This window comes from Paenibacillus phocaeensis (assembly GCF_900021165.1).
GTDB classification, from domain to species: Bacteria; Bacillota; Bacilli; order Paenibacillales; family Paenibacillaceae; genus Fontibacillus; species Fontibacillus phocaensis.
In genome coordinates this window covers 938587-962493 of record NZ_FCOQ01000018.1, presented here as the reverse complement: position 1 = coordinate 962493, position 23907 = coordinate 938587, and the positions used below count along the sequence as shown (strand labels likewise).

22 protein-coding genes are annotated in these 23907 nt (G+C 55.7%); 5 read left to right on the top strand and 17 right to left on the bottom strand.

Annotated features, from left to right (window positions below; genetic code table 11):
* The 16 genes from BN3795_RS14545 to lepB form a co-directional block, all read right to left on the bottom strand.
* A partial coding sequence (locus BN3795_RS14545) for an AAA family ATPase (protein ID WP_198524713.1) occupies positions 1-411 on the bottom strand: 411 nt, incomplete at its 3' end.
* Positions 408-767 (bottom strand): NifB/NifX family molybdenum-iron cluster-binding protein, encoded by a 360-nt coding sequence (locus BN3795_RS14540; RefSeq protein ID WP_068785333.1) that lies wholly within the window; start codon positions 765-767, stop codon positions 408-410. The genes BN3795_RS14540 and BN3795_RS14545, both read right to left, overlap by 4 nt.
* Positions 764-1990 (bottom strand): nitrogenase molybdenum-iron protein alpha chain, encoded by a 1227-nt coding sequence (gene nifD, locus BN3795_RS14535; RefSeq protein WP_456319973.1) that lies wholly within the window; start codon positions 1988-1990, stop codon positions 764-766. Before nifD ends, BN3795_RS14540 begins: the two co-directional genes overlap by 4 nt.
* A gap of 108 nt (positions 1991-2098) precedes the next feature.
* Positions 2099-2962: a nitrogenase iron protein gene (gene nifH / locus BN3795_RS14530; protein ID WP_068785332.1), complete on the bottom strand. Its 864-nt coding sequence runs from the start codon at positions 2960-2962 to the stop codon at positions 2099-2101.
* A complete protein-coding gene (gene nifB / locus BN3795_RS14525) occupies positions 2959-4431 on the bottom strand; it encodes a nitrogenase cofactor biosynthesis protein NifB (protein WP_068785331.1) in 1473 nt (490 codons plus the stop codon). The genes nifH and nifB overlap by 4 nt, the downstream gene beginning before the upstream one ends.
* Before the next feature lie 331 nt (positions 4432-4762).
* Complete coding sequence (locus BN3795_RS14520) at positions 4763-5038, bottom strand: NAD/NADP transhydrogenase alpha subunit (RefSeq protein WP_068785330.1); 276 nt, start codon at positions 5036-5038, stop codon at positions 4763-4765.
* Between the two features lie 30 nt (positions 5039-5068).
* The gene (gene nth, locus BN3795_RS14515; protein ID WP_068785329.1) at positions 5069-5746 is read right to left on the bottom strand and encodes an endonuclease III; all 678 of its coding nucleotides are present in this window, start codon (positions 5744-5746) and stop codon (positions 5069-5071) included.
* 111 nt (positions 5747-5857) lie between these two features.
* Positions 5858-8581, bottom strand: a complete 2724-nt coding sequence (locus BN3795_RS14510; protein WP_068785328.1) for an S-layer homology domain-containing protein — start codon at positions 8579-8581, stop codon at positions 5858-5860.
* Positions 8582-8654: 73 nt separating this feature from the next.
* Complete coding sequence (locus tag BN3795_RS14505; protein ID WP_068785327.1) at positions 8655-9251, bottom strand: GerMN domain-containing protein; 597 nt, start codon at positions 9249-9251, stop codon at positions 8655-8657.
* Positions 9252-9276: 25 nt separating this feature from the next.
* Positions 9277-10737, bottom strand: coding sequence for an N-acetylmuramoyl-L-alanine amidase family protein (locus BN3795_RS14500; protein WP_068785326.1), 1461 nt, complete (start codon positions 10735-10737; stop codon positions 9277-9279).
* 418 nt (positions 10738-11155) lie between these two features.
* The gene (locus BN3795_RS14495; protein WP_068785325.1) at positions 11156-11770 is read right to left on the bottom strand and encodes a GerMN domain-containing protein; all 615 of its coding nucleotides are present in this window, start codon (positions 11768-11770) and stop codon (positions 11156-11158) included.
* A 38-nt stretch (positions 11771-11808) separates the two neighbouring features.
* Complete coding sequence (locus BN3795_RS14490) at positions 11809-13323, bottom strand: N-acetylmuramoyl-L-alanine amidase family protein (protein ID WP_068785324.1); 1515 nt, start codon at positions 13321-13323, stop codon at positions 11809-11811.
* A 236-nt stretch (positions 13324-13559) separates the two neighbouring features.
* Positions 13560-14159, bottom strand: a complete 600-nt coding sequence (leuD, locus tag BN3795_RS14485) for a 3-isopropylmalate dehydratase small subunit (RefSeq protein ID WP_068785323.1) — start codon at positions 14157-14159, stop codon at positions 13560-13562.
* A gap of 25 nt (positions 14160-14184) precedes the next feature.
* Positions 14185-15609 carry a 3-isopropylmalate dehydratase large subunit gene (gene leuC / locus BN3795_RS14480; RefSeq protein WP_068785322.1) on the bottom strand — a complete coding sequence of 475 codons (1425 nt, stop codon included), beginning with the start codon at positions 15607-15609 and terminating at the stop codon, positions 14185-14187.
* 175 nt (positions 15610-15784) lie between these two features.
* Positions 15785-16717: an AEC family transporter gene (locus BN3795_RS14475; RefSeq protein ID WP_068785321.1), complete on the bottom strand. Its 933-nt coding sequence runs from the start codon at positions 16715-16717 to the stop codon at positions 15785-15787.
* Between the two features lie 172 nt (positions 16718-16889).
* Positions 16890-17450: a signal peptidase I gene (lepB, locus tag BN3795_RS14470; RefSeq protein ID WP_068785320.1), complete on the bottom strand. Its 561-nt coding sequence runs from the start codon at positions 17448-17450 to the stop codon at positions 16890-16892.
* Positions 17451-17573: 123 nt separating this feature from the next.
* Between lepB and BN3795_RS14465 the strand changes: the two genes are divergently transcribed.
* Entirely contained in the window at positions 17574-18497 is a 924-nt protein-coding gene (locus BN3795_RS14465) for a LysR family transcriptional regulator (RefSeq protein ID WP_068785319.1), read from the top strand.
* Here the strand turns inward: BN3795_RS14465 and BN3795_RS14460 are convergent.
* Complete coding sequence (locus BN3795_RS14460; protein ID WP_068785318.1) at positions 18488-19315, bottom strand: carbon-nitrogen family hydrolase; 828 nt, start codon at positions 19313-19315, stop codon at positions 18488-18490. The two genes, BN3795_RS14465 and BN3795_RS14460, sit on opposite strands and share 10 nt — an antisense overlap.
* Positions 19316-19773: 458 nt before the next feature.
* Here BN3795_RS14460 and proB point away from each other — a divergent pair, with 458 nt between their 5' ends.
* From proB to mtnB, 4 genes are all read left to right on the top strand, one after another.
* On the top strand, positions 19774-20880 hold the full coding sequence (proB, locus tag BN3795_RS14455; RefSeq protein WP_068785317.1) for a glutamate 5-kinase: 1107 nt from the start codon (positions 19774-19776) through the stop codon (positions 20878-20880).
* 44 nt (positions 20881-20924) lie between these two features.
* The gene (locus BN3795_RS14450; RefSeq protein ID WP_068785316.1) at positions 20925-22172 is read left to right on the top strand and encodes a glutamate-5-semialdehyde dehydrogenase; all 1248 of its coding nucleotides are present in this window, start codon (positions 20925-20927) and stop codon (positions 22170-22172) included.
* Between the two features lie 46 nt (positions 22173-22218).
* A complete protein-coding gene (gene proC / locus BN3795_RS14445; RefSeq protein WP_068785315.1) occupies positions 22219-23082 on the top strand; it encodes a pyrroline-5-carboxylate reductase in 864 nt (287 codons plus the stop codon).
* A 69-nt stretch (positions 23083-23151) separates the two neighbouring features.
* On the top strand, positions 23152-23820 hold the full coding sequence (gene mtnB / locus BN3795_RS14440) for a methylthioribulose 1-phosphate dehydratase (protein ID WP_068785314.1): 669 nt from the start codon (positions 23152-23154) through the stop codon (positions 23818-23820).
* Positions 23821-23907 lie beyond the last annotated feature (87 nt).

Genomic DNA, 23907 nt, shown 5'->3' with positions numbered 1-23907 from the left:
CCCATCTACAACCCCGCCGCAAACGACATCGCCGAGCACGTCGTACGATACGAAATCCAGACCTTCGTACGCGCCTTCTTCCTCCAGGAAGTTGATGGCCTTAATGATGCCGCGCCCCGCGCAGCCGACGCCCGGTTCCGGCCCGCCGCATTCCACGCATTGGATGCCGCCGAATCCTTCCTGAATCACGTCCGCCAGCTCCAGATCCTCAACCGATCCCCGCTCCGCAGCCAAATGCAACACGGTTTGCTGTGCCTTCGTGTTAAGAATCAGCCGGGTGGAGTCCGCTTTTGGGTCGCAGCCGACGATCATGATTTTTTGATTGAACTTTTTGGCCAGTTGAGCCAACGTATTTTGCGAAGTCGTGGATTTTCCGATTCCGCCTTTTCCGTAAAACGCGATTTGTCTCATAGAAATGACCTCCGTTTATTTGAAATTGAATGATGCCCGGTTGACGAAAAATACAAATAACGCTCGTATTTGGCATGTTCCAGGATCAACTCCTCGATCGAACCGGGTTTGACCACCGGGATGATCCCCGCCGCCTTCAGCTTGGCTTCCGGCACTTTGCCGATGCCGGCGGAGAAGAGGGCGGAACAATCGCTTAACCCGGCTATGATTTCCCTCAGCGTGGCCGCCTTGTCGCCATTGCAGTTGGCCCGCCCTTGGCAATAGGCCTGCACCTTGCGAACGCCGAGGAAGGATACGGTTTCGCCGTCGGTTTCATACACCATAAATTCTTTGGCATGGCCGAAATGCAGATTCACCCGCCCTNCATCAAATCGATGTTCAGCCGCTGCGCCAGCTCCTCCAGCTCGTAAGCCCCGGGATCGTCCATCAGAATCGTCGCTTGGCGCAGCTCGGGGATCGTTTTTAAATAGTCGTCCTTGTGGGCGAATTCGTAACCGGTGGCCACGATCTCCATGCCCAGATCCTCGTAGGCACCGATCGTATGGCGGGCCCGCAGGCCGCCGATCAGCAGCATCACCTTTTTCCCCTCCAACCGGGGACGGTATTTGGCGACGACCTTCTCCATCTCCCCTTGGTATCTGGCGATGACCTTCTCGCAGTTGGCCCGGATCGTATCGTCGAAGCGGGCGGCGATGGCCCGCAAGCTTTCGATCGTTCTGGTCGGCCCGAAAAAGTTGTATTCCATGGAGGGAATGCCGTACTCCCGTTCCATCACTTCGCACATATAGTTCATGGAGCGGAAACAGTGGATCAAATTCAGCTTGGCTTTGTGGGCGGTCATGATTTCCTGGAGCGTGCCGTCGCCGGACCACTGCCCGATGACCCGGAGCCCCATTTCCTCCAGCAGAATCCGCGACGCCCAGGCATCGCCGCCGATGTTGTAATCGCCGATGATATTGACGTCGTACGGGCCGCATTCCTTGAGCTCCGCCCGGCCCATGAGAAAATCGCGAATCGCGTCGTTGGCGATGTGATGGCCCAGCGATTGGCTGACGCCCCTGAAGCCTTCGCAGCGGACCGGCACGATCGGGATGCCGAGCTCCTTGCTCATCTTCTTGGCGACCGCCTCGATATCATCGCCGATCAGGCCGACCGGGCACTCTGATTGAATCGTAATCCCCTTCGCCAAAGGAAACATTTCCTTGATCTCGCGGCAGATGACCTCCAGCTTCTTGTCTCCGCCAAACACGATATCCGTTTCCTGAAAATCGCTGGTCACCTGCATCGCCGTAAAATTGTCGATCCCAAGCAGGCCGTTTGCGTAATTCCGTCTCGTCCCCCAACTGTATTGGCCGCAGCCGATCGGGCCGTGGCTGATGTGCACCATATCCTTGATCGGCCCCCATACCACGCCTTTGGAGCCGGCATAGGCGCAGCCGCGAATCGTCATCACGCCCGGACGCGACTTCACGTTGGATTTGATCGCGCATTTGCCGCAATCCTGCTTGTGATCCTCCTCCATGACCTCATAATGCCGTTTGCGTTCTTTTTTGGCTTTCTCCGGGAAGATGTCCAGCATCTCCTCGATGTGTTGCCTGTTTTGGATTACGTCCGTCGTCCCCATTCTCCTACCTCCCGCTCCTTCATTTTCTATGGGATAAACATGGCACCGCTTGCCCGCCGCGCCTTAAAGCGCGGCTTTCATTTGGGCGGCGACGGTCTCCTCGTTTTCGATCACCCCGAATTCCATGAGCAAATCTTCCAGCTCATCCATGCTGATCGGCGTCGGGATCGTCAGCCTATCGTTATGCAGAATTTTGTCGGCCAACTGCTCGTATTCGGCGGTTTGAGCATGGGCCTCGTTGTATTGGGTGACGGTCATGCGCCGCAGTTCGGCGCGTTGGACAACGTTGTCCCGCGGAACGAAATGAATCATTTGCGTGTTCAGGCGGCGGGCCAACTCGGTGATAAGTTCATCTTCGCGGTCCGTGTTCCGGCTGTTGCAGATCAAGCCGCCGAGCCGGACGCCGCCGCTGTTGGCGTATTTCAAAATGCCCCGGGCAATGTTGTTGGCCGCGTACATCGCCATCATTTCGCCGGAACACACAATGTAGATTTCCTCCGCTTTTTTCTCGCGGATCGGCATGGCGAAACCGCCGCAAACGACATCGCCGAGCACGTCGTACGATACGAAATCCAGACCTTCGTACGCGCCTTCTTCCTCCAGGAAGTTGATGGCCGTAATGATGCCGCGCCCCGCGCAGCCGACGCCCGGTTCCGGCCCGCCGCATTCCACGCATTGGATGCCGCCGAATCCTTCCTGAATCACGTCCGCCAGCTCCAGATCCTCAACCGATCCCCGCTCCGCAGCCAAATGCAACACGGTTTGCTGTGCCTTCGTGTTAAGAATCAGCCGGGTGGAGTCCGCTTTTGGGTCGCAGCCGACGATCATGATTTTTTGATTGAACTTTTTGGCCAGTTGAGCCAACGTATTTTGCGAAGTCGTGGATTTTCCGATTCCGCCTTTTCCGTAAAACGCGATTTGTCTCATAGAAATGACCTCCGTTTATTTGAAATTGAATGATGCCCGGTTGACGAAAAATACAAATAACGCTCGTATTTGGCATGTTCCAGGATCAACTCCTCGATCGAACCGGGTTTGACCACCGGGATGATCCCCGCCGCCTTCAGCTTGGCTTCCGGCACTTTGCCGATGCCGGCGGAGAAGAGGGCGGAACAATCGCTTAACCCGGCTATGATTTCCCTCAGCGTGGCCGCCTTGTCGCCATTGCAGTTGGCCCGCCCTTGGCAATAGGCCTGCACCTTGCGAACGCCGAGGAAGGATACGGTTTCGCCGTCGGTTTCATACACCATAAATTCTTTGGCATGGCCGAAATGCAGATTCACCCGCCCTTCTCCGCGGGAGGCGACCGCCACGCGGAGCCGATAGCCGGCGCCGCTTCCCGCATCCGCCGCTGCCCCGGTGCCCGCACAAGCGCAACCGGCGGGCTGCGCCATATTCCCGGCGACCGTCCGGGCCGCTTTGCGTTCCTCCAGTTGCCTGACCTTCGCCTCGAGATCGCTTTGCATTTGCCGGCGCGCCTCCAGATCAAGCCTCGGAGCGGATGCCAGCTTCTCTCGGGTGAAATCGCCGCTCCGGTCCTCGCCGAGCAACCCGATCGCATCCGCGCGGCATTGCCGGCAATGCCGCATGATCCGCGATCCTTCCTCCCCGCATGCCGCTTGTACCGCGTGCAGCTGTCGGGGAGTCGGCGCCTTTCGCCCTTCCTGCTCGTAGCGGCTGCCGGGCGCGATAATCAGCGGCATAATGTTGTGCATAAATGCGCCTAATTCCTTCACCGTCCGCGAGACGACCGGCAGATGCCTGTCGTTGACACCCGGGATCAGTACGGAATTCACCTTAACCAGCACGCCCTTGTCGCTTAACGCCTTCAACCCTTGAAGCTGCTGGGATATCAACCGGCCGGCCGCCTCCCTCCCCTCGTATTTGCGGCCCTCTTCCTCGTCGTACACCCATCCGTAGATTTGGCTGCCGATATCCGGGTCCACCGCATTGATCGTTATCGTCACATGCGCAATGCCTAGCCGGACGATCTCCCCGATATGCTTCATCAGCGTCAGGCCGTTGGTGCTCAAGCAAAGCGTGACATCGGGAACGGCTTCCCGGACTCCCCGGAACGTGCGGAATGTTTGCCCGGCATTGGCGAGAGGATCGCCCGGGCCGGCGATGCCGACGACGGATAACTGAAGGAGCTGAGCCGCAACGACCGTGACCTTTCGGATCGCTTCCTCCGGGGTCAGCAATTCGCTGACCACGCCGGGACGGCTCTCGTTGACACAGTCGAATTTTCGATTGCAATAATGGCATTGGATGTTGCAAGCCGGAGCCACCGGAACATGCATCCGCGCAAAATAACGGTGCGCTTCCTCGCTATAGCAGGGATGCCTGGCGATCTCCCCGCTTGCGGACGAACAGGCGGCTTCGGTTATCGAGCTCATACGATTTGCTCTCCTTTCTTCGACGGTGATGTCAGCTTTTCAAAGATTCAGGCCTGAATTCTTTGAATAAACTGTAAAAATTTATCTTAATCATAGGTTTGTGTAAAAATAACGTCAATTAAGATATCACCAAATTCCCTTGTTTTTGCGGACAGTTAACAAATGAGCCATAATCCACGTTAGTTTATATGACGCATAAATAACATGTATTCGATTACATTTGAAATTCTCAATGGAACAACGCAAAAAATCCCCTCCGGGGAGCCGTGCAATCTGCACGAATCCTCGGAGGGGATTCTATTTCGCTTAGACTTATGGGATTTCGCCCCGCTTAACCGACCACTTTCGCCGTTTCCGCCGGCAGCAGGATCTCAAATACCTTGCCATGCTGCAAAATCGTAATGCCTCTGGTCTTATCCTTCATCACGACCACTTCCGGTTTAACGGACATCCGTTCCAAATAATGCTCAGGCACTTCGCCGGAGTCGCTGACAACCAAGCCTTCGACCTCACGTTCGTCGTTTTCGCCCAAATTCAGATCAATCACTTGCTCAAATACGTCCGAGAACTGCTCAAAGTTATCGGTATACACAGAAATGCATCTCATGGGGTCTCTCATCCTCACCTATTCGTTATCTTACTTTGCCGCGCTTTTCTTATTTTTTCTGTTTTGCGGCGTTTTCATACGTTTCTTGCCCTCCCGGCACACGTCAAGCAGCGGACAGACTTCACATTTCGGGTTTTGCGCCTTGCAATGGTACCTTCCGAAGAAAATCAAGCGATGATGCGTTAAAGTCCACTCTTCTCGGGGAACCCGCTTCATCAGCTTCTTCTCTACCTCTAGTACGGAGTCGTTCCAGCCGGCCAAACCGAGTCGTTTGCTGACGCGCTCCACATGCGTATCGACAGCGATGGCCGGAACGCCAAAGGCGTTGGATACCACGACATTCGCCGTCTTCCGTCCCACCCCGGGAAGTTCAACCAATCGCTCGTGTTCCCGCGGCACCTCCCCGCCATATCGCTCCAGCAAAATATGGCACAGGTTCTGGATATGCTTCGCTTTGCTGCGGAACAAGCCGATTTTGCGGATATCCTGTTCCAGCTCTTCAAGCGGAACGGATACGTAATCTTCCGGTGTCTTGTACTTCTGGAATAGATCGGCCGTAACTTTATTTACGGTTGCATCGGTGCACTGCGCGGACAGGAGAACCGCGATCGTAAGCTCAAAAGCATTCTCGTGGTTCAACTCGCAGCGCGCATCCGGAAACATGACACCGATCGTATCTAAAATATGGCGGACGTCAGCCGCGTTCATGTCTCCACCCCTTTCCTGGAGGCCCCGCTGGCAGCTCGGATTTATCCGCGAAAAAACCGCCTTGATCCGGGAAACATCCCGCATCAAGACGGTTGATCTCACGAAAAATGATTATTGCTTTTCGATTTCAACCAGCTTGTCTCCGTTGAAATACAAAACAATTTTATCATTATTCTTGAGGGATTGCACGGATATTGTCGTGTCACCTTGGTGAATATAGGTGTCCGGCGTCACCGCAAACCGGTAGTTGTTATCCGATGTACTGGACCGCAACACGATGATCTCTTTGCTTACCCCATCGTAACGGGAAAATTTACGTTCCTGCGTAGTGAATACTTTGACCACCACTCCGCCGTTCGTGTCCTTGCGAACCTCAACACGATCGTTGGTTGTCAGGGAATTGATGCTCGTGCTGACCTCGGAACCGCGCTGGACCTTCACACCGCTAGCCAAGTTGAATGTTTCCACATTGCCGGCATAAGACTTCACCGTCAACGTCGAACCATCGACGCTTTGAACCTTGCCCAACGTCAGCTTCACCACTTGGAGCGATACGGCATTCTGCCCATTAAACGTAACGTTAATCGTCTGACCCGCTTTCAGATCGGTGACTCTGATTGCCCCGCCGTTTTCGCCAAGCAATACAGCCTGATCGACGTAGAAGTCTCTAGAAACTCCGTCTGCCGTCGCCCGAATGCGGCTGTTCGACGTATTCACCGAAGCGATTTCGAACTGGATGGAGGTCTTGACCGCCAACGTTTGCAGCGCGTCTTGGTTCGCCGTCAGCATCGCGGTTACCGCATCCCCGGATTTGACATCTGACAACGAAGCGCTAGCTTTGCCATAGATGCTGATCGAAGGAGTGGTTCCCTGATACGGGATCTCCACGGTTTTGCCGTTAGACAGCAGGATCGCAACCTTCTTCGTCGAGGTATTCGTCGATACATAAGTGCCTTCGTATTTATAGGTTACTTCCACACTAACCACACGTGAACCTACAACCGTCAGATCCACTCTGCGCCCTTTGGAGAGCAGCGCCTCCAGACCGGACAGCGTTGGCGCTGTTGAGTTATACGTGTATTTCGTCTTATCGTCGATCACGAACACGTACGGTTTCTCAGCCGCATCAGATACGGTAAGCGCCTTGGATTTGGCATCATAGTTGATCACGGTCGCATTCGCCATTTGCATGGATTGCCGTCCAGTCACAACGATCTTGGTCACTTCGTCATCCGGATTCAAGGTCATTTCCACCTTGTCCCCGCCATTAGCGTCCGTAATGAGATCGTCCAGGCTCGCGTCCGCGATCCCGTTAATTTGAACGGTCACGTTCTTCGCCAGCCGCTTGATTTCGTCACGGCCGCTTGCGTTCGTATAGCTGAGCAGCGAATCGCCGACAAGATCCAGCAAAGTGCCGGTCACCGTACGTTCGGTGGCTTGGGTGACGACCAAGGAAGCAAGCACTCCGTCCTTAACCTCAAAAGTCACGGTTGCTCCTTCGTTCACTTCCCCCATTTGATTTAAGACCTGATTTTGGTACAGCAAAATCGTCTTGTCATCAAATTTGAAGGTTTCTTCAGTGCCGTTGGCTACTTTGATCGTAACGGTTTTCCCAGTGAGATCAACCTTGGAAATCGTACCGCTGCCGGAGACATTGCCAACGGATTGCAGTTGTACGATCACCGGTTTTTTCTCGGAAGTAAAGGTTTCACGCTGTACGACTACAGTGCTCTCCGGCGTTAAGTCACTGACTTTGATCGTGTTCCCATATTGATCGACAAATGACGTACTACTATCATAAGTTAAGGTCAACGGGGTGTTATTGACCAGCAGGAGCAACTGGTTATTGCCAAGAACCCGCAGCAAGGTTCCTTCCGAACGTTCCAGTTGCTGCTTCGCATCCGTCACTTCCACATAAGCGGCCGAGCCCACCTTATCCACGACCAGCAATTTGGTGTACAGCTTCAAAGCGCTGTGCGTTGTTCTCACTTCGGAATCCTTCGTAAAATAAACCGAGCGGTTATCCAGCGTGAAATCCTTCAGTTGACCATTGGTATACAACGTCAGCTTGCTGTCCGTCAGTTGGGTTACAATGCCCTCGTAAACGTTGGCATAACCCGGATTGACATATTCACCGCCGCGGCTGAAGAACGTAGCGAGTTGAGCCCGCGTGACTTTGCCAAGCGGATCAAAGCGGTTGCCTTCCACCCCTTTGGTCAGGTTCAACTGAACGGCCACATTGACATAACCCCGCGCGTTCGCAGAGATGCTCGATTGATCGGCGAACCCGGTCGTCATGGATGCCGAAGCTTTGGCTTCCGTATCTTTACCGAGGGAACGCACCAGAATTTTGGCCACCCATTCCCGTGAAGCCTTCTTCTCTCCCCAGGACTCGCCTTCCTTTGTCGCAGCAATCTCTTCACTTTTATTGATTAGATTTTTCGACAATGCCAGTTCCAGATAAGGTTTAAAATAATTGCCGACCTTCAGATCTGCCGGAGCGCCGGTTCCGCTGCCCAACTGAGAATCCAGATTCATGAAGCGGATGGCCATCGTAATGGCTTCCTGTTGGGTAACGTTATCCCCCGGCCGGAACTTGCCGGCATCGCCGAGAAGAATTCCTTCGGCCGCCAGCTTGTATATATGTTTCTCCGCCCAAAATCCGCTTTGTACATCGCTGAACAAGGATACGGCTGCGACGTTATGCGTAGGGTTCGCGGTCGTCGTTTCCTCGGCAAATGCCGCGGTAGTCCCGCCCAAACACATGGCCGTGACCAGCATAGCGGAAACCGCCTTTTGGGTACTGCGTTTAAACGTGCGTTTATAGGATGCCATCAAATTCTTCCTTTCTCCAAAAAAGATCTCTATACTCATTCGACGGCGGACGGGCAAGTTCCTCCCCGATTCCTTAATTTCTTGACAACGGGTGCGTCAGTTCGACATGCCCCATCAGAGTATCCACGGGAGTTCCATCTACTAATAAGTCGATCGCTTGAACCTCGCTGAATTGAAACAGGGTGTTCGTCAGCGCCTCAAGCGCCAACGCCTCCCCGCCTGCGCCTAGACGCGCTTCATCGGGCAGGGACAAGTCGACGGTGACTGTACCGTCCTTCAATGTCGCGGAATGAAATTCGGCTTTGCCCCACAAGGAGAACTGTTTGGCATCATTCGGGGTCTGCAGCGCTTTAAGCGCCGCCAGATATTTGTCCTCTTCCGCCGGGTAAGCGATCTCCCGGCTGACTTTGCTGAGCTCCAGCATTTGATCATCGGTGAAGTACGCTTCAATGTTTGCCGTGATCTGCTGAGGCTGATTCGTCCCTCCCGCTCCTTGCGACGAATCCGCATTCTGCGGCGTAGCCGTGTCGGGAGCCTGTACATTCTCCTGGTTCGTCCCAGCATCCCCTGCTCCGTTGTTCGGAGCGGTCTGCGGCTTCTGCCCGCAGCCGCTGCTCAAGGCGAGCAGAAGAACCAGGACGCCGAGGATATAGCTTCTTCTTCTGTTCACGGTTCCTTCCTCCTTCGCCCGGCGATCACTGAAGGCCGAGGTATTCTTTGATGCCGTCGACGATGCCTTGGGCTACCTTGTTGCGATATTCGTCAGTTGCCAGCAAGGCATCATCGTTCTTGTTGCTTAAGTACCCGCATTCCAGCAGCACGGCCGGCATGGTGGTCTCCCGGGTCACGTGCAGGCTTTGCGTACGGACCTTGCGATCGGCCAAGCCGGAGGCTTGTACCAGATGCTTATGCATAACATTGGCTAAATCTCGACTTGCCGCTCGGGTATAGTAAGTCTCTACGCCGCTGGCTGTAGCCGAACCGGAATTCGCATGAACAGAGATAAAAATGTTCGCGCCGACGTTTTCGGCGATTTTCACCCGGTCAGGCAAGGTCGGATAAGTATCGCTTTCACGCGTGAGCACCAGATTGATATTCGGATCATTTTGCAGGAGCTGCTGCACCTTCAGCACCACCGCGAGGTTGAAGTCTTTCTCCTTCTTCTTGGTGACGCTGATCGCTCCCGGATCGCTGCCTCCATGGCCGGCATCCAGCACGACCGTCTTGCTTCCGTCGCCGCCGGAGCTCCCGCCCTGGCCATCCATGTTCAAATTAACGATAATTAATCCGTCATTCTGATTGATCAGTTGATAACTCACCTTATAATTCAGATCCAATACAACCCGTACCGTTGACGGATTGCTGCTGAACAGCGCGTACCGCACCTGGGACACATCCGGATACTCCGTCACTTCAAGAGCCCCGCTCTTATTAAGATCAAGCGGCGCTCCATTCGCCAACGTCTCCGCAAATTGAGCCTGCGGAAGATCGATGACCAGCCGTTCCGGACCGCTCATGGTAAAGATGTTAGGCGTCACGTTGCCATCGACCGCAATCATCAGGCTGTTGTTGCTAAACCCGATCCCGGTCACATTAGCCAGCTTGGCGGTATCCGCCGGAGGTACAATCGTTCCCGGCCCCTGTCCGTCCGTATCCGTCCCATTATCGGTACCGGCGCCGGAACCCGCATTGCCGGCATTTCCGCTTCCGCTGCCGGAATTTGGCGTCGTCAAGTATGCGGCTTTAGCCGTATTATCCCAAGACACCTGCAGTCCCATCTGCTCACCGACGAATCGCATCGGCACGAGCGTCGTGTCCTTGGCCAGCTTCGGCGCGATGGGAAGTTTGACCTGGCTTCCATTCACGGAAGCGGTTGTTTTGTTGACGTTGAGAATAAGCGTTGTCCCCGATTGGTTTATGGTTACCGTGCTCGTCTTTTTCTCATAGTTGACGTCAAAACCCAGCTCCTCCGCGACGACACGAATTGGAATCATCACATTTCCGTTCACATTTTGGACTTGTCCATTTTTGGGCAAAGCGAGCGCTTTCCCATCCAGATAAATACTCGTACTGCCGGGCGCAGCATGTCCTGTTTGCGCGATTACCAACAACAGCATCCAGGCGAACATGAGCGCCGCCAAACTTTTTTTCTTCATCCGTCACCCCTACCATCCTAGAATTTTGCCTCCGAACAACCGATCCGCGTTCCTTCGCGTTTCGACATCAGCAGACGACATATTAGACGCCAAAAGCCCTGGAAAGTTGCGAAATTATGGCATTTTTTCGCTTAACTTTTGCCAGAGCTTCCTACGAAAATCCTGTATTACCTGAAATCGGCTGCAAACTCCCGCTCTGCCCCTCCTTCGGGCATTATCCCGTTAATTCAGGTTCAAACGAGTGGTGGGCGTGCGTTCTCTCCATGGCAAACGGGGTAGCCGGAGGAAGTTCCATAACGCATAGAAGAGCGCTTGAAGGCCAGAGGGTGAAGTGATTTCCAGAACCCTTTCACACCGCGGCCTTTCCGCGCTCTTCTTATCAGTTATTTACTCCGGACGATCTATACTCCCATCACTTCTACCGGCTCATCGGGTGCTCCAGATCAACGTGGCCCATCAGCGATTCGACCGGCTCCCCATCCAAGGTCAGCTGGATTTGTTTGACTTCATCAAACTGGAACATCGTTTTCTTCAACGCTTCGATGGCTAACGACTCCCCGCCTGCGCCCAAGCGGGCTTCGTCCGGCAGGCTGATATCGAGATTCAGCTGCCCGCTTGCTGCGTCGAACTTCATCGTGTTCAGGACCACCTTCTCCCAGAGGGACAAAAGTCCGTCCTCTGCCGTTTGCAACGCCGCAAAGGCACTTTCGTATTTGCTTCGATCCGCCGTATATTCAATTTCGCGCGATTTCTGCTTCAAATCCATCAAGTCATTGTCAGTAAGGTACACCTGAATGGTTTGTTTTTCCGATGCCGGATCCGGAGTATTCACGTTAGCAGCCCCATCCCCGGTTTCGACTTCACCATTCTCAGATCCTTGAACCTCCTGCAGATCGTTCCCCTGCGCACCGCTGCTCAGCGCCGCATCCAATGCGGTCTCGTTAGCCGGAGGGGATGCCGTCGGCTTGCTCCCGCAACCTGCGGCAACCCCCAGCAACGCTACCATCACCAGCAATACCGCTATTCTTCTCATGCCGCTTGCCCCCTTATCGTTTCGGCCTCTTCCGTCTATCATAGGCCCAGATATTCTTTAATCCCCGCGGCTACACCTTCAGCAACGCGCTGTTGAAATTCCTCACTATACATCAGGCCTGCATCGTTCTTATTGCTGAGGTACCCCACCTCCAGCAGAACGGCCGGCATCTTCGTCTCCCGGGTGACATGGAGACTGCTCTTCCGGACGCCGCGGTCTGCCAAGCCGGTCGCATCCACCAGATGCCGGTGCATGACGTTGGCAAGCGGAATGCTCTCTTCCCGAGTGTAATACGTTTCCGAACCGCTGGGGTTGCTTGGAGGATCGATGCTGTTGCCATGAATTGAAACGAACACTGAAGCCCCCAGGTCGTTGGCGACCTTCACGCGATCTTGTAACGTCATCGTAACATCCGTCGTACGGGTCATCACTACATCCAAATTGGCTTCTTGTCGAAGCAGCGCCTCGACTTTCAGCGCCACTGCAAGGGTAAACTCCTTCTCCTGATTCTTGGTGACGCTAATCGCTCCAGGTTGGCTCCCGCCATGCCCCGCGTCGATGACCACGACCGGACGGCCGTCTCCGCTCAAGTTGGCGCCCGGCAATGCCGCTCCCGCCGTCAAATCGACGGTTACCAGACCCTCATCAAGATTCGTTACCTTAAAATCAACGTTCTGATTCAAGTCGATCACGATGCGAACGGTAGACGGTGCCGTGCTAAATAGAGAATATCGAATCTGGGATACATCCGGATAATCGCTGACCGTAAATTGGCCTTGCTGACTGGCGTCTAACGGATGAATTTCCCCAAAGGTCGGGGCAAAATTGGCGTTAGGAAGATCGACGACGATCCGATCCGGACCGCTCATTTTAAATACGTTTGGGGTGACGCTGCCGGAAAAGGCAAACATCAAGCGGTTCTCATTAAAGCTGATGCCCTGAATCAAAGCCGTAGCAACCTCTGTCTGGTTGTTGTTGGAAGTTCCAGGCACGTATGTAGGATCCTCTTCCGACGCAGGCGGTCCTGACGGAACGGTGATGGGGAGATCCTGCTCAGGCCCTTGACTGACAGTGCCCGGAACGACGCCGCCTGCCGTGCCTCCCGCAGGGCTTGTTAAATAAGCGGACTTGGTGACATTGTCCCAGCTCACCTCCATGCCCATCTGTTCTCCCACAAAACGCAGCGGCACAAGCGTCGAATCCCCCTGCAGATAAGGAGCGCTGTTCAGCTTGACCTGCTGCCCGTCTACGGTAGCCGTGTTCTGGCCGAGCGTCAGCTTAAGCTCCGTCCCCTCCTGCGAGATGGTAATCGTTCCGCTCTTCTTCTCCCAGGCGACCTGGTAACCCATCCCCTCGGCAACTACGCGCAGCGGCACCATAACGTTGCCTCCCGCAATACCGGCCTGGGCGCCGGGGGGCTGCTTCAGCTCCTGACCGTCCAATACAATATGCGTCCCGGAGGCCGCTGATGAGGCCGCGTAGGCGTCCTTTGCCAAGCCCGGGAAAACCAGCAAACCAACCAACATAAACATCATCAAGCCCAATTTCTTCATTCGTTAATCCCTACCCCACCCTCGTAATTTGCCGAATCCAGAACCTCATTGGCGGGTGCCCCCGGCTACTTGCCATCCAGCGACCTTTGTAAACGCCAACATTCCCAATGCACTGCTAATTACTTCCATAATATCAGAAAAATCGCGAGCTTGATAGACTCCTATTTTCATAGATTGACAAAAAAAAGCCCCCGCTGCATTTCGCAGCAGGGACTTGCCCGCCAAACTTCGGCAGTTTAAGCCATATTCGCAAACTTGTTCTTCTCGTATGCCGCGATCAAATCCTCATGTTGAAGAGTCAACCCGATGTCATCCAAGCCTTGCAGCAAAAATTGGCGGCGATGCTCATCCAGATCAAAGCTCAAGTTCAGGCCGAATTCGTCGGTAATCGATTTTTGCTCCAGATCCACCGTCAGCTTGTAGCCTTCATGAGCCGCCGTACGCTGGAACAGCTCTTCCACCTGCTCCTCCGACAGTTTAATCGGCAGAATTCCGTTCTTGAAGCAGTTGTTATAGAAAATGTCTGCAAAAGAGGGCGCGATCACACAGCGGAATCCGTAATCCAGAATCGCCCACGGCGCATGCTCCCGAGAGGAGCCGCATCCGAAGTTGACGCGCGAGATGAGCACGGATGCCCCCTCGTAACGCGGTTGGTTCAACTCAAATTCAGGGTTCACGTTCCCTTCTGTGTCGAACCGCCATTCATAGAACAGAAACTGACCGAAGCCCGACCGTTCGATCCGCTTCAAAAACTGCTTAGGTATAATCGCATCGGTATCCACGTTTACGCGGTCCACCGGACCCACGATACCGGTATGTTTCACAAATGCTTCCATCGTCGATTCTCCCCTTTTCCCTTGATTAGCTCAGGACTTCGCTTTTGATTTCCCACTCGCGCACGTCGACGAAATGACCCTTGATCGCCGCCGCAGCCGCCATGGCTGGAGAAACCAGATGCGTTCTTCCTCCGCGCCCTTGCCGTCCTTCAAAGTTGCGGTTGGAGGTCGAGGCGCACCGTTGACCTGGCTGCAAGACATCGGGGTTCATCGCCAGACACATGCTGCAGCCTGCGTCGCGCCATTCGAAGCCCGCTTCCTTAAACACCTGGTCAAGCCCTTCCTTCTCGGCTTGCAGCTTCACGCGGCCGGAACCCGGAACGACGATCGCCGTAACTTGGTCAGAGACTTTGTAGCCTTTGGCGATTTCCGCCGCAGCGCGCAGGTCTTCGATCCGCCCGTTTGTACAGGAACCGATAAACACATAGTCGATGGCAATTCCCGTCATGGGGGTGCCCGGCTTCAAATCCATGTATTCCAGCGCCTTCTCAGCAGCCTTCCGTTCATTGTCGGATGCGAAATCGGCCGGATTCGGCACCGTCCCGTTGATCCCTGTTCCCATCCCCGGGCTGGTTCCCCAAGTCACCTGCGGGATCAGAGAATCGACGTCAAATTCTACGACACGGTCGTAAACGGCACCTTCATCGGAGGTCAGCTTCTTCCACTCCGCTACCGCTTGTTCAAACGCCGCGCCTTGCGGCACATGCTCGCGGCCGCGCAGATAATTAAATGTCGTCTCATCCGGCGCGATCAACCCCGCTCTTGCCCCGGCTTCAATCGACATGTTGCAGACCGTCATCCGCTCTTCCATCGACAGCTCGCGGATGGCTTCCCCTGTATACTCGATCACATAGCCGGTCGCAAAGTCGGTGCCATACTTCGCAATGACGCCGAGAATCATATCCTTTGCGGTTACGCCCGGTTTTCGTTTGCCGACGAAGCGAACTTCCAGCGTTTTGGCTTTCGCTTGCTGCAGACATTGGGTTGCCAGGACGTGTTCAACCTCACTTGTCCCGATGCCAAAGGCAAGCGCGCCAAACGCGCCGTGCGTAGACGTATGGCTGTCGCCGCAAACGATCGTCTTGCCTGGATGCGTAAGTCCCAGTTCCGGACCCATGACATGCACAACGCCTTGATCGATCGTGTCCAGGTCATACAAGGTGATGCCGAAATCGCGGCAGTTCTGAGAAAGCGTGTCGATCTGCTGCTTGGAGATCGGGTCGGAAATGTTATAGCGATCTTTGGTCGGAACGTTATGGTCCATCGTCGCGAAGGTTAATTCCGGGCGGCGCACTTGACGGCCGCTGAGGCGAAGCCCTTCAAACGCCTGAGGGGAAGTCACCTCGTGCACGAGGTGCAAGTCAATATAGATAATGCTAGGCTTGCCTTCCTCTTGATAGATGACGTGATGATCCCAAATTTTCTCGTACATTGTCTTTTTGCTGCTCATGTTCATTCACCCCACACAAGGATTCGTACCTGATATCAAGGCGATAGCAAGCTTTCGTCGCTCTCAGCCGCCTTGAATGTTGAATTCAATATAACATGATCGTGTTAATTGTTCCAAGATATAATATCTATAAACGTAATAGGTTTAGCTTATAAGAGTTGAGAGAGCGTCAGCCTTAGCCCAAGGGCTGAACCAACACGATAAGCACCGGCAGCACGAGGAAGGAAGCGAGCGTGGTCCAGACAATGCACTTGGACACCAGACCGGGGGCGGCGTCAAACCGCTCAGCCAGCACGACCGCATTCACCGCGACCGGCATGGAGGCTTGAATGAACAGGACAGAGAAGAGCATGCCGGAAATGCCCAGCAGCTTGAGTGCCGTGAAGGCGATCAGCGGCGCCAGCAGCAAACGGACCCCCATGCCTGTCCAGAACGCGGCAGGTTTCACCTGCTTCGCCTCCGGGCGGCCGACCTTCACCATTTGTGCGCCCAGGATCGCCAGCACCACCGGTGAATACGCGGCCGCGACCATGGAAATCCCCTGCTCCAGCCCGGCGGTCAGGTGAAGGCCGTATAATTTGAGAAACACTGCCAGCGCCGCCGCATAAACCGCCGGCAAGGCAAATACGGACTTGACGGCATTTTGAACGGAGAAACGGGATCGCGCTGCGAAATAAACCCCCACTGTATTTACAAGAATCATCTGCGTGATCACATACACCGAGGCTTTATCCAGGCCGAGTTGGCCAAAGGCCAGCAGAACGAGCGGCAACCCGTAATTGGCGCTGTTCGTTAAGGTGGAGATGAGCGTCAACCCGGCCTTCTCCGCCGAATCCAGCCGGAATAAGCGCCCCAATGCGATAGCCGCCCCCCACATCAGAAGCAGGTTAACGAGGGCGAAGCCGATCGTGCTGTACAGCTCATCCATGGAGATTCGGGCATTCCGCAGCGTGTCGAAGATAATGGCCGGACTCAGCACGTATAAATACAAGGTGAGCAGAGGTTTCGTGTCCCAGGCGCGGAACCGGGCCAGCAACGCTCCGGCGGCAACCGGTACCGACAGCGGGACAAGCACGCCAAGAAGCGTCGAGACCACCGTTTGGTGCATAACGCCACCCCCTTCATTGAACTGATCCCTATTTTAACGCCCGAATGAAACCATCGTCCAAGACCAGAAAGCAATATGATTGATAGACAAAACCTATACCCCCGTCCCCAATTAAAAAGAGCAACCCGGCCGAGAAACTTCCCGGCTTCGGATTGCTCCATTGCTTCCTGATTTAAAACGAATCGATCCCCATCACATGATCAAGCGGTACCGGTCCGATGCTGCGGCTGTCGTTGCTGTTATTCCGGTTATCCCCCATCACGAATACGTGGTTCTCCGGCACTTCCCATGCTTGTGTCGCACTGGCATCCATCTGTTCCTTGATGTACGGCTCCTGAAGTTGCTGTCCGTTGCGGAACACGTGCCCTTCCTTTACTTCGATCGTATCCCCCGGCAAGCCGATGACGCGCTTAACGTAGAATACATCATTCTCTTCCCCTCCGGATAGCCAGGTAATGATCGGATGCTCCTTCACGTCGTCCCAGAACGTACGGCTCCGGTCGACTCGGCTGTCGATAATCACGATGTCGCCGTAAGCCGGCAGCTTCTCCAGCACATGCATAAATTTCCAGGCATAGATCCGTTGATTGTCGTTTAAGGTTGGCTCCATCGAATGTCCGTCAACTTTATAAGGCTGAATGATAAAAATGCCGATGATCATGCTAAGCACAAAGCCGAGGGCGATTGAGAAGCCCCACCCGCCGAGTTCTTTCCACCATTTTTTCCGTTTCAAGCGAAAACCTCCAACCACTTGATGTTTCCCTCTATTATAAAGGCAAGCGCTATACCAAGACAAATATCTATATGATATAGTGATCTTATAGGTTCTACTTATAAGAAACCAAGGGAGGATCCCATGGAACTTCGCCAACTTCAATACACCTTGCAAATTGCCGAGGAAAAAAATTTCTCCCGTGCCGCCGACAAGCTCCATATCGCCCAGCCCTCGCTAAGCCAGCAGTTGTCCAAGCTGGAGCAGGAGCTCGGAGTGAAGCTGTTCCAGCGCAATACGAGCACCGTTGAGCTGACTTACGCCGGGGCGAGCTTCATCGCACATGCGCAGAAAATAATGGACGCTGTTGCGGAGCTGCGCCAGGAGATGGACGACATCTCCCAGCTTCGGGCAGGCCGCGTCGTGGTCGGCAGTATGCCGATTACCGGTTCCCATCTGCTGCCTTATGTGCTCCCCGCATTTAAGGAAGGTTATCCGAATATTCAAGTCACCTTGCTGGAGGACACCTCCCTCAATCTGGAGAAACTCACAGCCGGCGGCGGCACCGATCTCAGCTTGCTCTCCTTGCCGCTGCAGGAGCCGACGCTCTCCTATGAGCCGATTGGCGAAGAGATCATCGATTTGGCGGTCCCGCCGGATCATCCCTTAACGAAGATCCCCGGAGTGCTGGAGCGGGGCGTGGAAATGAAGCAGCTTCAGAACGAACCGTTTATTGTCCTCAAAAAAGGCCAGGGCTTCCGCAAGCTGACCGTTGATCTGTGCCGGGGGGCCGGGTTTGAACCTAACGTCGTCTTTGAGAGCAACAATATCGAAACCGTGCAATCGCTGGTAGCAGCCGGCATGGGCATCACGCTCGTACCGCGGTTTATCGCCCGGGCCAAACGAAGCGAATTGATCCCGGCGTATTTGCCTCTCGCCGCCCCCGCCCCCAGCCGGACGTTGGTCATCGCCTATCGCAAAGGCCGATATCTGTCCAAAGCGGCCGAGGCGTTCATTGAGACGTTTAAAGCGACGATGGAGCAGCGCCAATCGCTGTATCATTCATAAAGCTGCGGCCGCCGGTCGGCAAAGACGGGAATGCGGCGGCGGACTTGGTCAACCTGCGTCAGATCGATGCTGGCGGTGACGATCTCCTCCGCTTCGCCGCCTTCGGCCACGATATCCCCCCAAGGATCGATGATCATCGAATGGCCGAAGAAAGCTTCGCCCCCGCTAATTCCCGTGCGGTTGCAGGCGATCACGTACATCTGATTTTCGATCGCCCGCGCAGCGAGCAGGGTGCGCCAATGATTGAGGCGCGGGTGCGGCCATTCCGCCGCCACGAACAGCAGCTTCGCACCGCGCAACGCCAAGCTGCGTGCGAGTTCCGGAAACCGGATGTCGTAACAGATCGCCGCCCCGGCAAGCAAGCCGTCCAGCTCGAACGTTACGCACCGTTCCCCTGCCTGCAGGAATTGGTCTTCCTCCATTAACCGAAACAGATGGATTTTGGAGTACGCCGCGACCTCTTCTCCGTAGCGGTTGAATACCGGCATCGTGTTATACACTTGGCCGCTTCGGATTTCAGCGATGGAACCGCCGATCACATGAATTCCCTGACGCTGCGCAAAAGCCGCCAGCCATTCCCGGCTTTCCCGCCCCTCCGGCTCGGCAAGTTCCCCGATTTCCGTTAAGGCATATCCCGTATTCCACAGCTCCGGCAACAGGATGAGATCCGGCTTCTCTGCGGCCGAAGCCGCCCGTTCCAGCAATCGTTCCATACGGGCCCGATTGTTCCCGGGATTCCCTAAATCGATCTCGCACTGGACCAGGGCGATGCGCCAGCGGTCCGGGAGACGTTTCGCTTGATTCGTCGCTTGTTTCACGGCTTGATCTCCCCCTTTCCTATGCGGCTTGCTTCTTGATTCTCATCATAATGGCGGCTTCACGGCAACGCAAGACGAAGCGGCCGAGCAGGCCAATGCCGTAATCGAGATGAACCGCCGCATTTCCTTTGCAAAGCCGCGAATCCCGTGGTATGCTAACATAAAATGAGATTCCTAGACGGACAATTTCCCAAACGCGCAGACGGGACCAGTACGAAAGAACGCGGCGATACAGAGAGTAAATTCCACCGGCTGAAAGAATTTACCTGCTAGCCCTTTCCGAATCCTATCCCTGAGCGGCCGGCCGAACAAGCCGGACAGCGCCCCTGTTACCGGGCATTCAAGTTGGATGAGCTCCCTCATCAATAAAGGTGGTACCGCGGAAGTCAAAACTTTCGTCCTTTGCGTGCAAAGGCGGGAGTTTTTTTATTTTACCTAAAGTTCAAGGAGGAATCCCCATGCTGCGACGCATCGTCGTCAAAATCGGCAGCAGTTCGCTGACCTCGTCGGAAGGAGGACTAAACCGGGAGGCCGTCGCCTATTTCGCGGCCGAATTGGCCGGACTGATTCAGGCGGGGTACCAGCCGCTGCTTGTAACCTCCGGCGCGGTTGCCGCAGGGTTCCGCGAGATCGGCTACCCTGAGCGGCCTAAGCTGCTGCATGAGAAGCAGGCTTCTGCCGCCGTCGGCCAGGCGCTGCTGATGCAGACCTATCGTGAGGAGCTGGCCCTGCACGGAGTTTCCGCCGCTCAGGTGCTGCTGACCCGGTCCGACTTTCAGAATCGCAAGCGGACGGGCAATGCCAGCATGGCGATCGAGGAGCTGCTGAACCGGAACGTACTGCCGATCATTAACGAGAACGATACTGTATCGGTGGATGAGTTGAAGTTCGGCGACAATGATACATTGTCCGCTCTCGTCGCTAACCTGATTCGAGCCGATCACCTGCTGATCCTGACCGATATGGATGGGCTGTATACCAAAGATCCGCGCCTGGACCCCGCGGCGACACGCATCAGCCGGATCACGGAAATCACCGGCGAGATCTGCGCGATTGCCGGCGGTGCCGGTTCTGCGGTAGGCACCGGAGGCATGCGTTCAAAAATCGACGCGGCCAAAATCGCCTCGCTGGGGGGCGTCCCCGTCTTTGTCGGCAAAGTCAATTCCCCAGGGGAGCTGCTTGCCGCTTTGCGCGGCGACGGGCGCGGCACCTATTTCGAGGCTCACGGCGCGGCGCTGCCGCGGAAGAAGCAGTGGCTGGGCTTCTTCTCCACCCCGATCGGAACGCTGACGGTTGATGCCGGTGCCGAGGAGGCTCTAATCCGCGGCGGGCGAAGCCTGCTGCCGGTTGGCGTCAGAGCCGCGAGCGGACATTTCCATACCGGCGACGTCGTTGAGGTTGTCGGCGCCGACGGCGAGGTGCTGGGGCGCGGCATCGTTAACTATGATGCAGACCAGCTCCACAACATCCTCGGCCTCCCCAGCGCCGAAGTCGTTAAGGTCATGGACAGCGTCCATCGTCTGGAGGTTATCCACCGAGACGAGTGGATTTCACTGAAAGCATAAGAAGTTCATCTGATCCCGAAGCGGATGTTCAAGGAGGTATACCCATGAGTGAAGTGAGACAAAAAGCCGAGCGTGCCGGCAGCGCCGTGTCCGTGCTGAACCGGTTAACGACGGCGCAAAAGAACGAAGCGCTGCTGGCAGCGGCCGAAGCGCTGGTAAGCGGCAGCAACGCCATTCTGGCTGCCAATGAGGAAGATTTGCAGCGGGGACGTGAGAACGGAACCTCGAAATCCATGCTCGACCGCCTGGCTTTAACCCCGGAACGGATTGAAGGCATCGCCGAAGGGCTGCGGCAAATCGCCGAACTGCCGGATCCGGTCGGGGACGTGCTGGAGACGATCGATCGCCCGAACGGCCTGCATATCGTCAAACGCCGCGTCCCGCTTGGGGTCATCGGGATCGTTTACGAGGCCCGGCCCAATGTTACAGTCGATGCCATGGGCTTGTGCCTGAAGACAGGCAATGCGGTGGTGCTGCGCGGCGGCTCGTCCGCTTTGTCCTCCAACCGCAAAATCATCGAGCTTATTCACGGCGCTCTCGCAGCGACCCGGGTCCCTGTTGACGCCGTGCAGCTGATCGAGGATCCAAGCCGATCCTCCGTCGATGAAATGCTGAAGCTGAACGGACTGCTCGACGTCGTGATCCCGCGCGGGGGGAGCTCGCTCATTCAGAACGTTGTCCAGAACGCTACGGTGCCGGTCATCGAGACGGGCGCCGGGATCTGCCATACGTATTTGGATGCCACCGCCGACCCCGCGATGGCGACGGATATCGCGTTGAATGCCAAGGTCCAACGCCCTTCCGTCTGCAACTCCATGGAAACCTTGCTCGTGCATGAGAGTTTTGCCGAACGGCATCTGCCCGAGCTGGCGACCCGTTTCAAGGAAGCCGGCGTCGAGCTGCGGGGCTGCGAGACCGCAAGCAAGTTGATTCCTTGGGCTGTACCGGTTACGGACGAGGATTACGCGACGGAATACAACGACTATATCCTTAACGTAAAAATCGTTCGCAGTCTTGACGAAGCGATGGCCCACATCGCCCGCTTTGGTACGAAGCACTCCGAGTGTATCGTTACCCGGGACGGCTCAAACGCCGAGCGGTTTCAGCAGGAAGTCGATGCGGCGGCGGTCTACCATAACGCCTCAACGCGATTTACGGACGGCTTCGAGTTCGGCTTCGGGGCGGAGATCGGCATCAGTACCCAGAAGCTGCATGCTCGGGGACCGATGGGTCTAGCTGCGCTGACGTCAAGTAAATACATCATCCATGGGGACGGGCAGATTCGGCAGTAACGAGCCGCCCCTCCCTTATTCACCACTACACCAGGAGGTATCCCCTATGAAAACAAATCCATCAGCTTTGGCCGCCTCCACCCTCTGTTTCTATGGAGCAGGTTCGATGGCTGAGGCGATCGTCCGCGGCTTGCTCCATAAACAAGTTGGACGTCCGGACCAAATGGTCATGCTGAACCGCTCGAATCGGGAACGGCTTGATTACTTGGCACAAACCTATCAAGTTCAGACGGCGGTCGAGGCGGATGCCAAGCAGGTCTATCTGCGGGATGCATCCGTTATCGTCCTGGCGATGAAACCCAAAGATGCCGGAGAGGCATTGTCCGGCCTCGGCCCGCTCCTTCGCGAAGGCCAGCTGATCGTGTCCCTGATCGCGGGTTTATCCATCGCCACGATTCAGGCACTGCTCGGCAAGAAGGCAGCTGTGGCCCGCACGATGCCCAACACCTCCAGCTCCATCGGATATGGCGCGACCGGCATTTCCTTCTCGCCGGAAGTGTCTGAAGAGCAGCGCGCCCAGGTGTTGGCGATGTTCGAAGCCGTCGGCATGGTTAGCGTGATCCCCGAGGAGCAAATGGAAATTTTAACAGGCGTATCCGGGAGTGGACCTGCATATGTTTATTACCTGATGGAGGCGATGATTGAAGCGGGTATCGAGGGCGGCTTAACGCCGGAACAAGCTCGCGAGCTGACCGTGCAAACGGTGCTGGGCGCCGCCTTCATGATGTCCGAAACCGGCGAAGCGCCAACCAAGCTGCGTGCGGACATCACCTCGCCAAACGGCTCAACGCAAGCCGCGATTGGCGTGCTCGAAGCGGGCGGCTTCCAGCCGAACGTGAGGGCAGCGGTCCACCGGGCCGCCGAGCGTTCGAAGGAAATGGGCGAGGCCGTAAAGCAAGCGCTGCTGTAATAGCGAAGCTTCGCGGTGCGCCAAAGGCAAGGTCCGCGTTTAAAGGTTAGCCTGAAAGGGGGCGGCAGCATGAACTACGTCGATATCCCATGGGAAGATAAACAAGCGGCGCTGGGCATCATCCACCGCGTCCGGGAGGAATTCGCGGCCCGCGGCTGGCTCCCCGCTTCCAGCGGAAGCTTGTCCGTACGGGTCGGCACTTACGCGCCGGACCGGTTTGCGTTTGCCGTGACGTCCGATGAGAAGCACGCGTCGGAGTTAGCCCTGGAGTCTTCCCCTGCGGCAGGCGTACTGTTCGTCGATGCAGCCGGCGAGCCTTTCGAGCCAACGCGGCTGAGGCCGTGCGCCGACATGCCGATTCACGCGAGAATTTACCGGATGACCGGCTGCAGCGCGATCGTTCACGTACATACGGCGTTTAACAATGTCCTCAGCGAATATTTCGGCGCGGATGGCGGCATCCCTCTCAAGGGAAACGAGTTGCTTAAAAGCTTGGACATCTGGGAGACACTAGAAGAGGTTCGGGTGCCGGTTCTGCCGAACCCTGCGGAGCTTTCCGAGGTTCTCAAACGAATCCCGGGCGGACTGGACACGCGTGTCCCTGCATTTCTGCTGCAAAACCACGGGATTTATGCCTGGGGTTCTAGCATGAAGGAGGCCAAACGCCATCTGGAAGCGTTGGAGTTTATGTTCGAGGCGCTGTACCGTTCGCTGCTGTTGCCCCCGAAAAGGCGTTAGTGGCGAATAACCCCAACTCGCGGCAGGCGATAAGCGGGCTAGGCCGATCAAGAATCGAGGATCGGCTTCCCTTCGTTTATCGCTGGC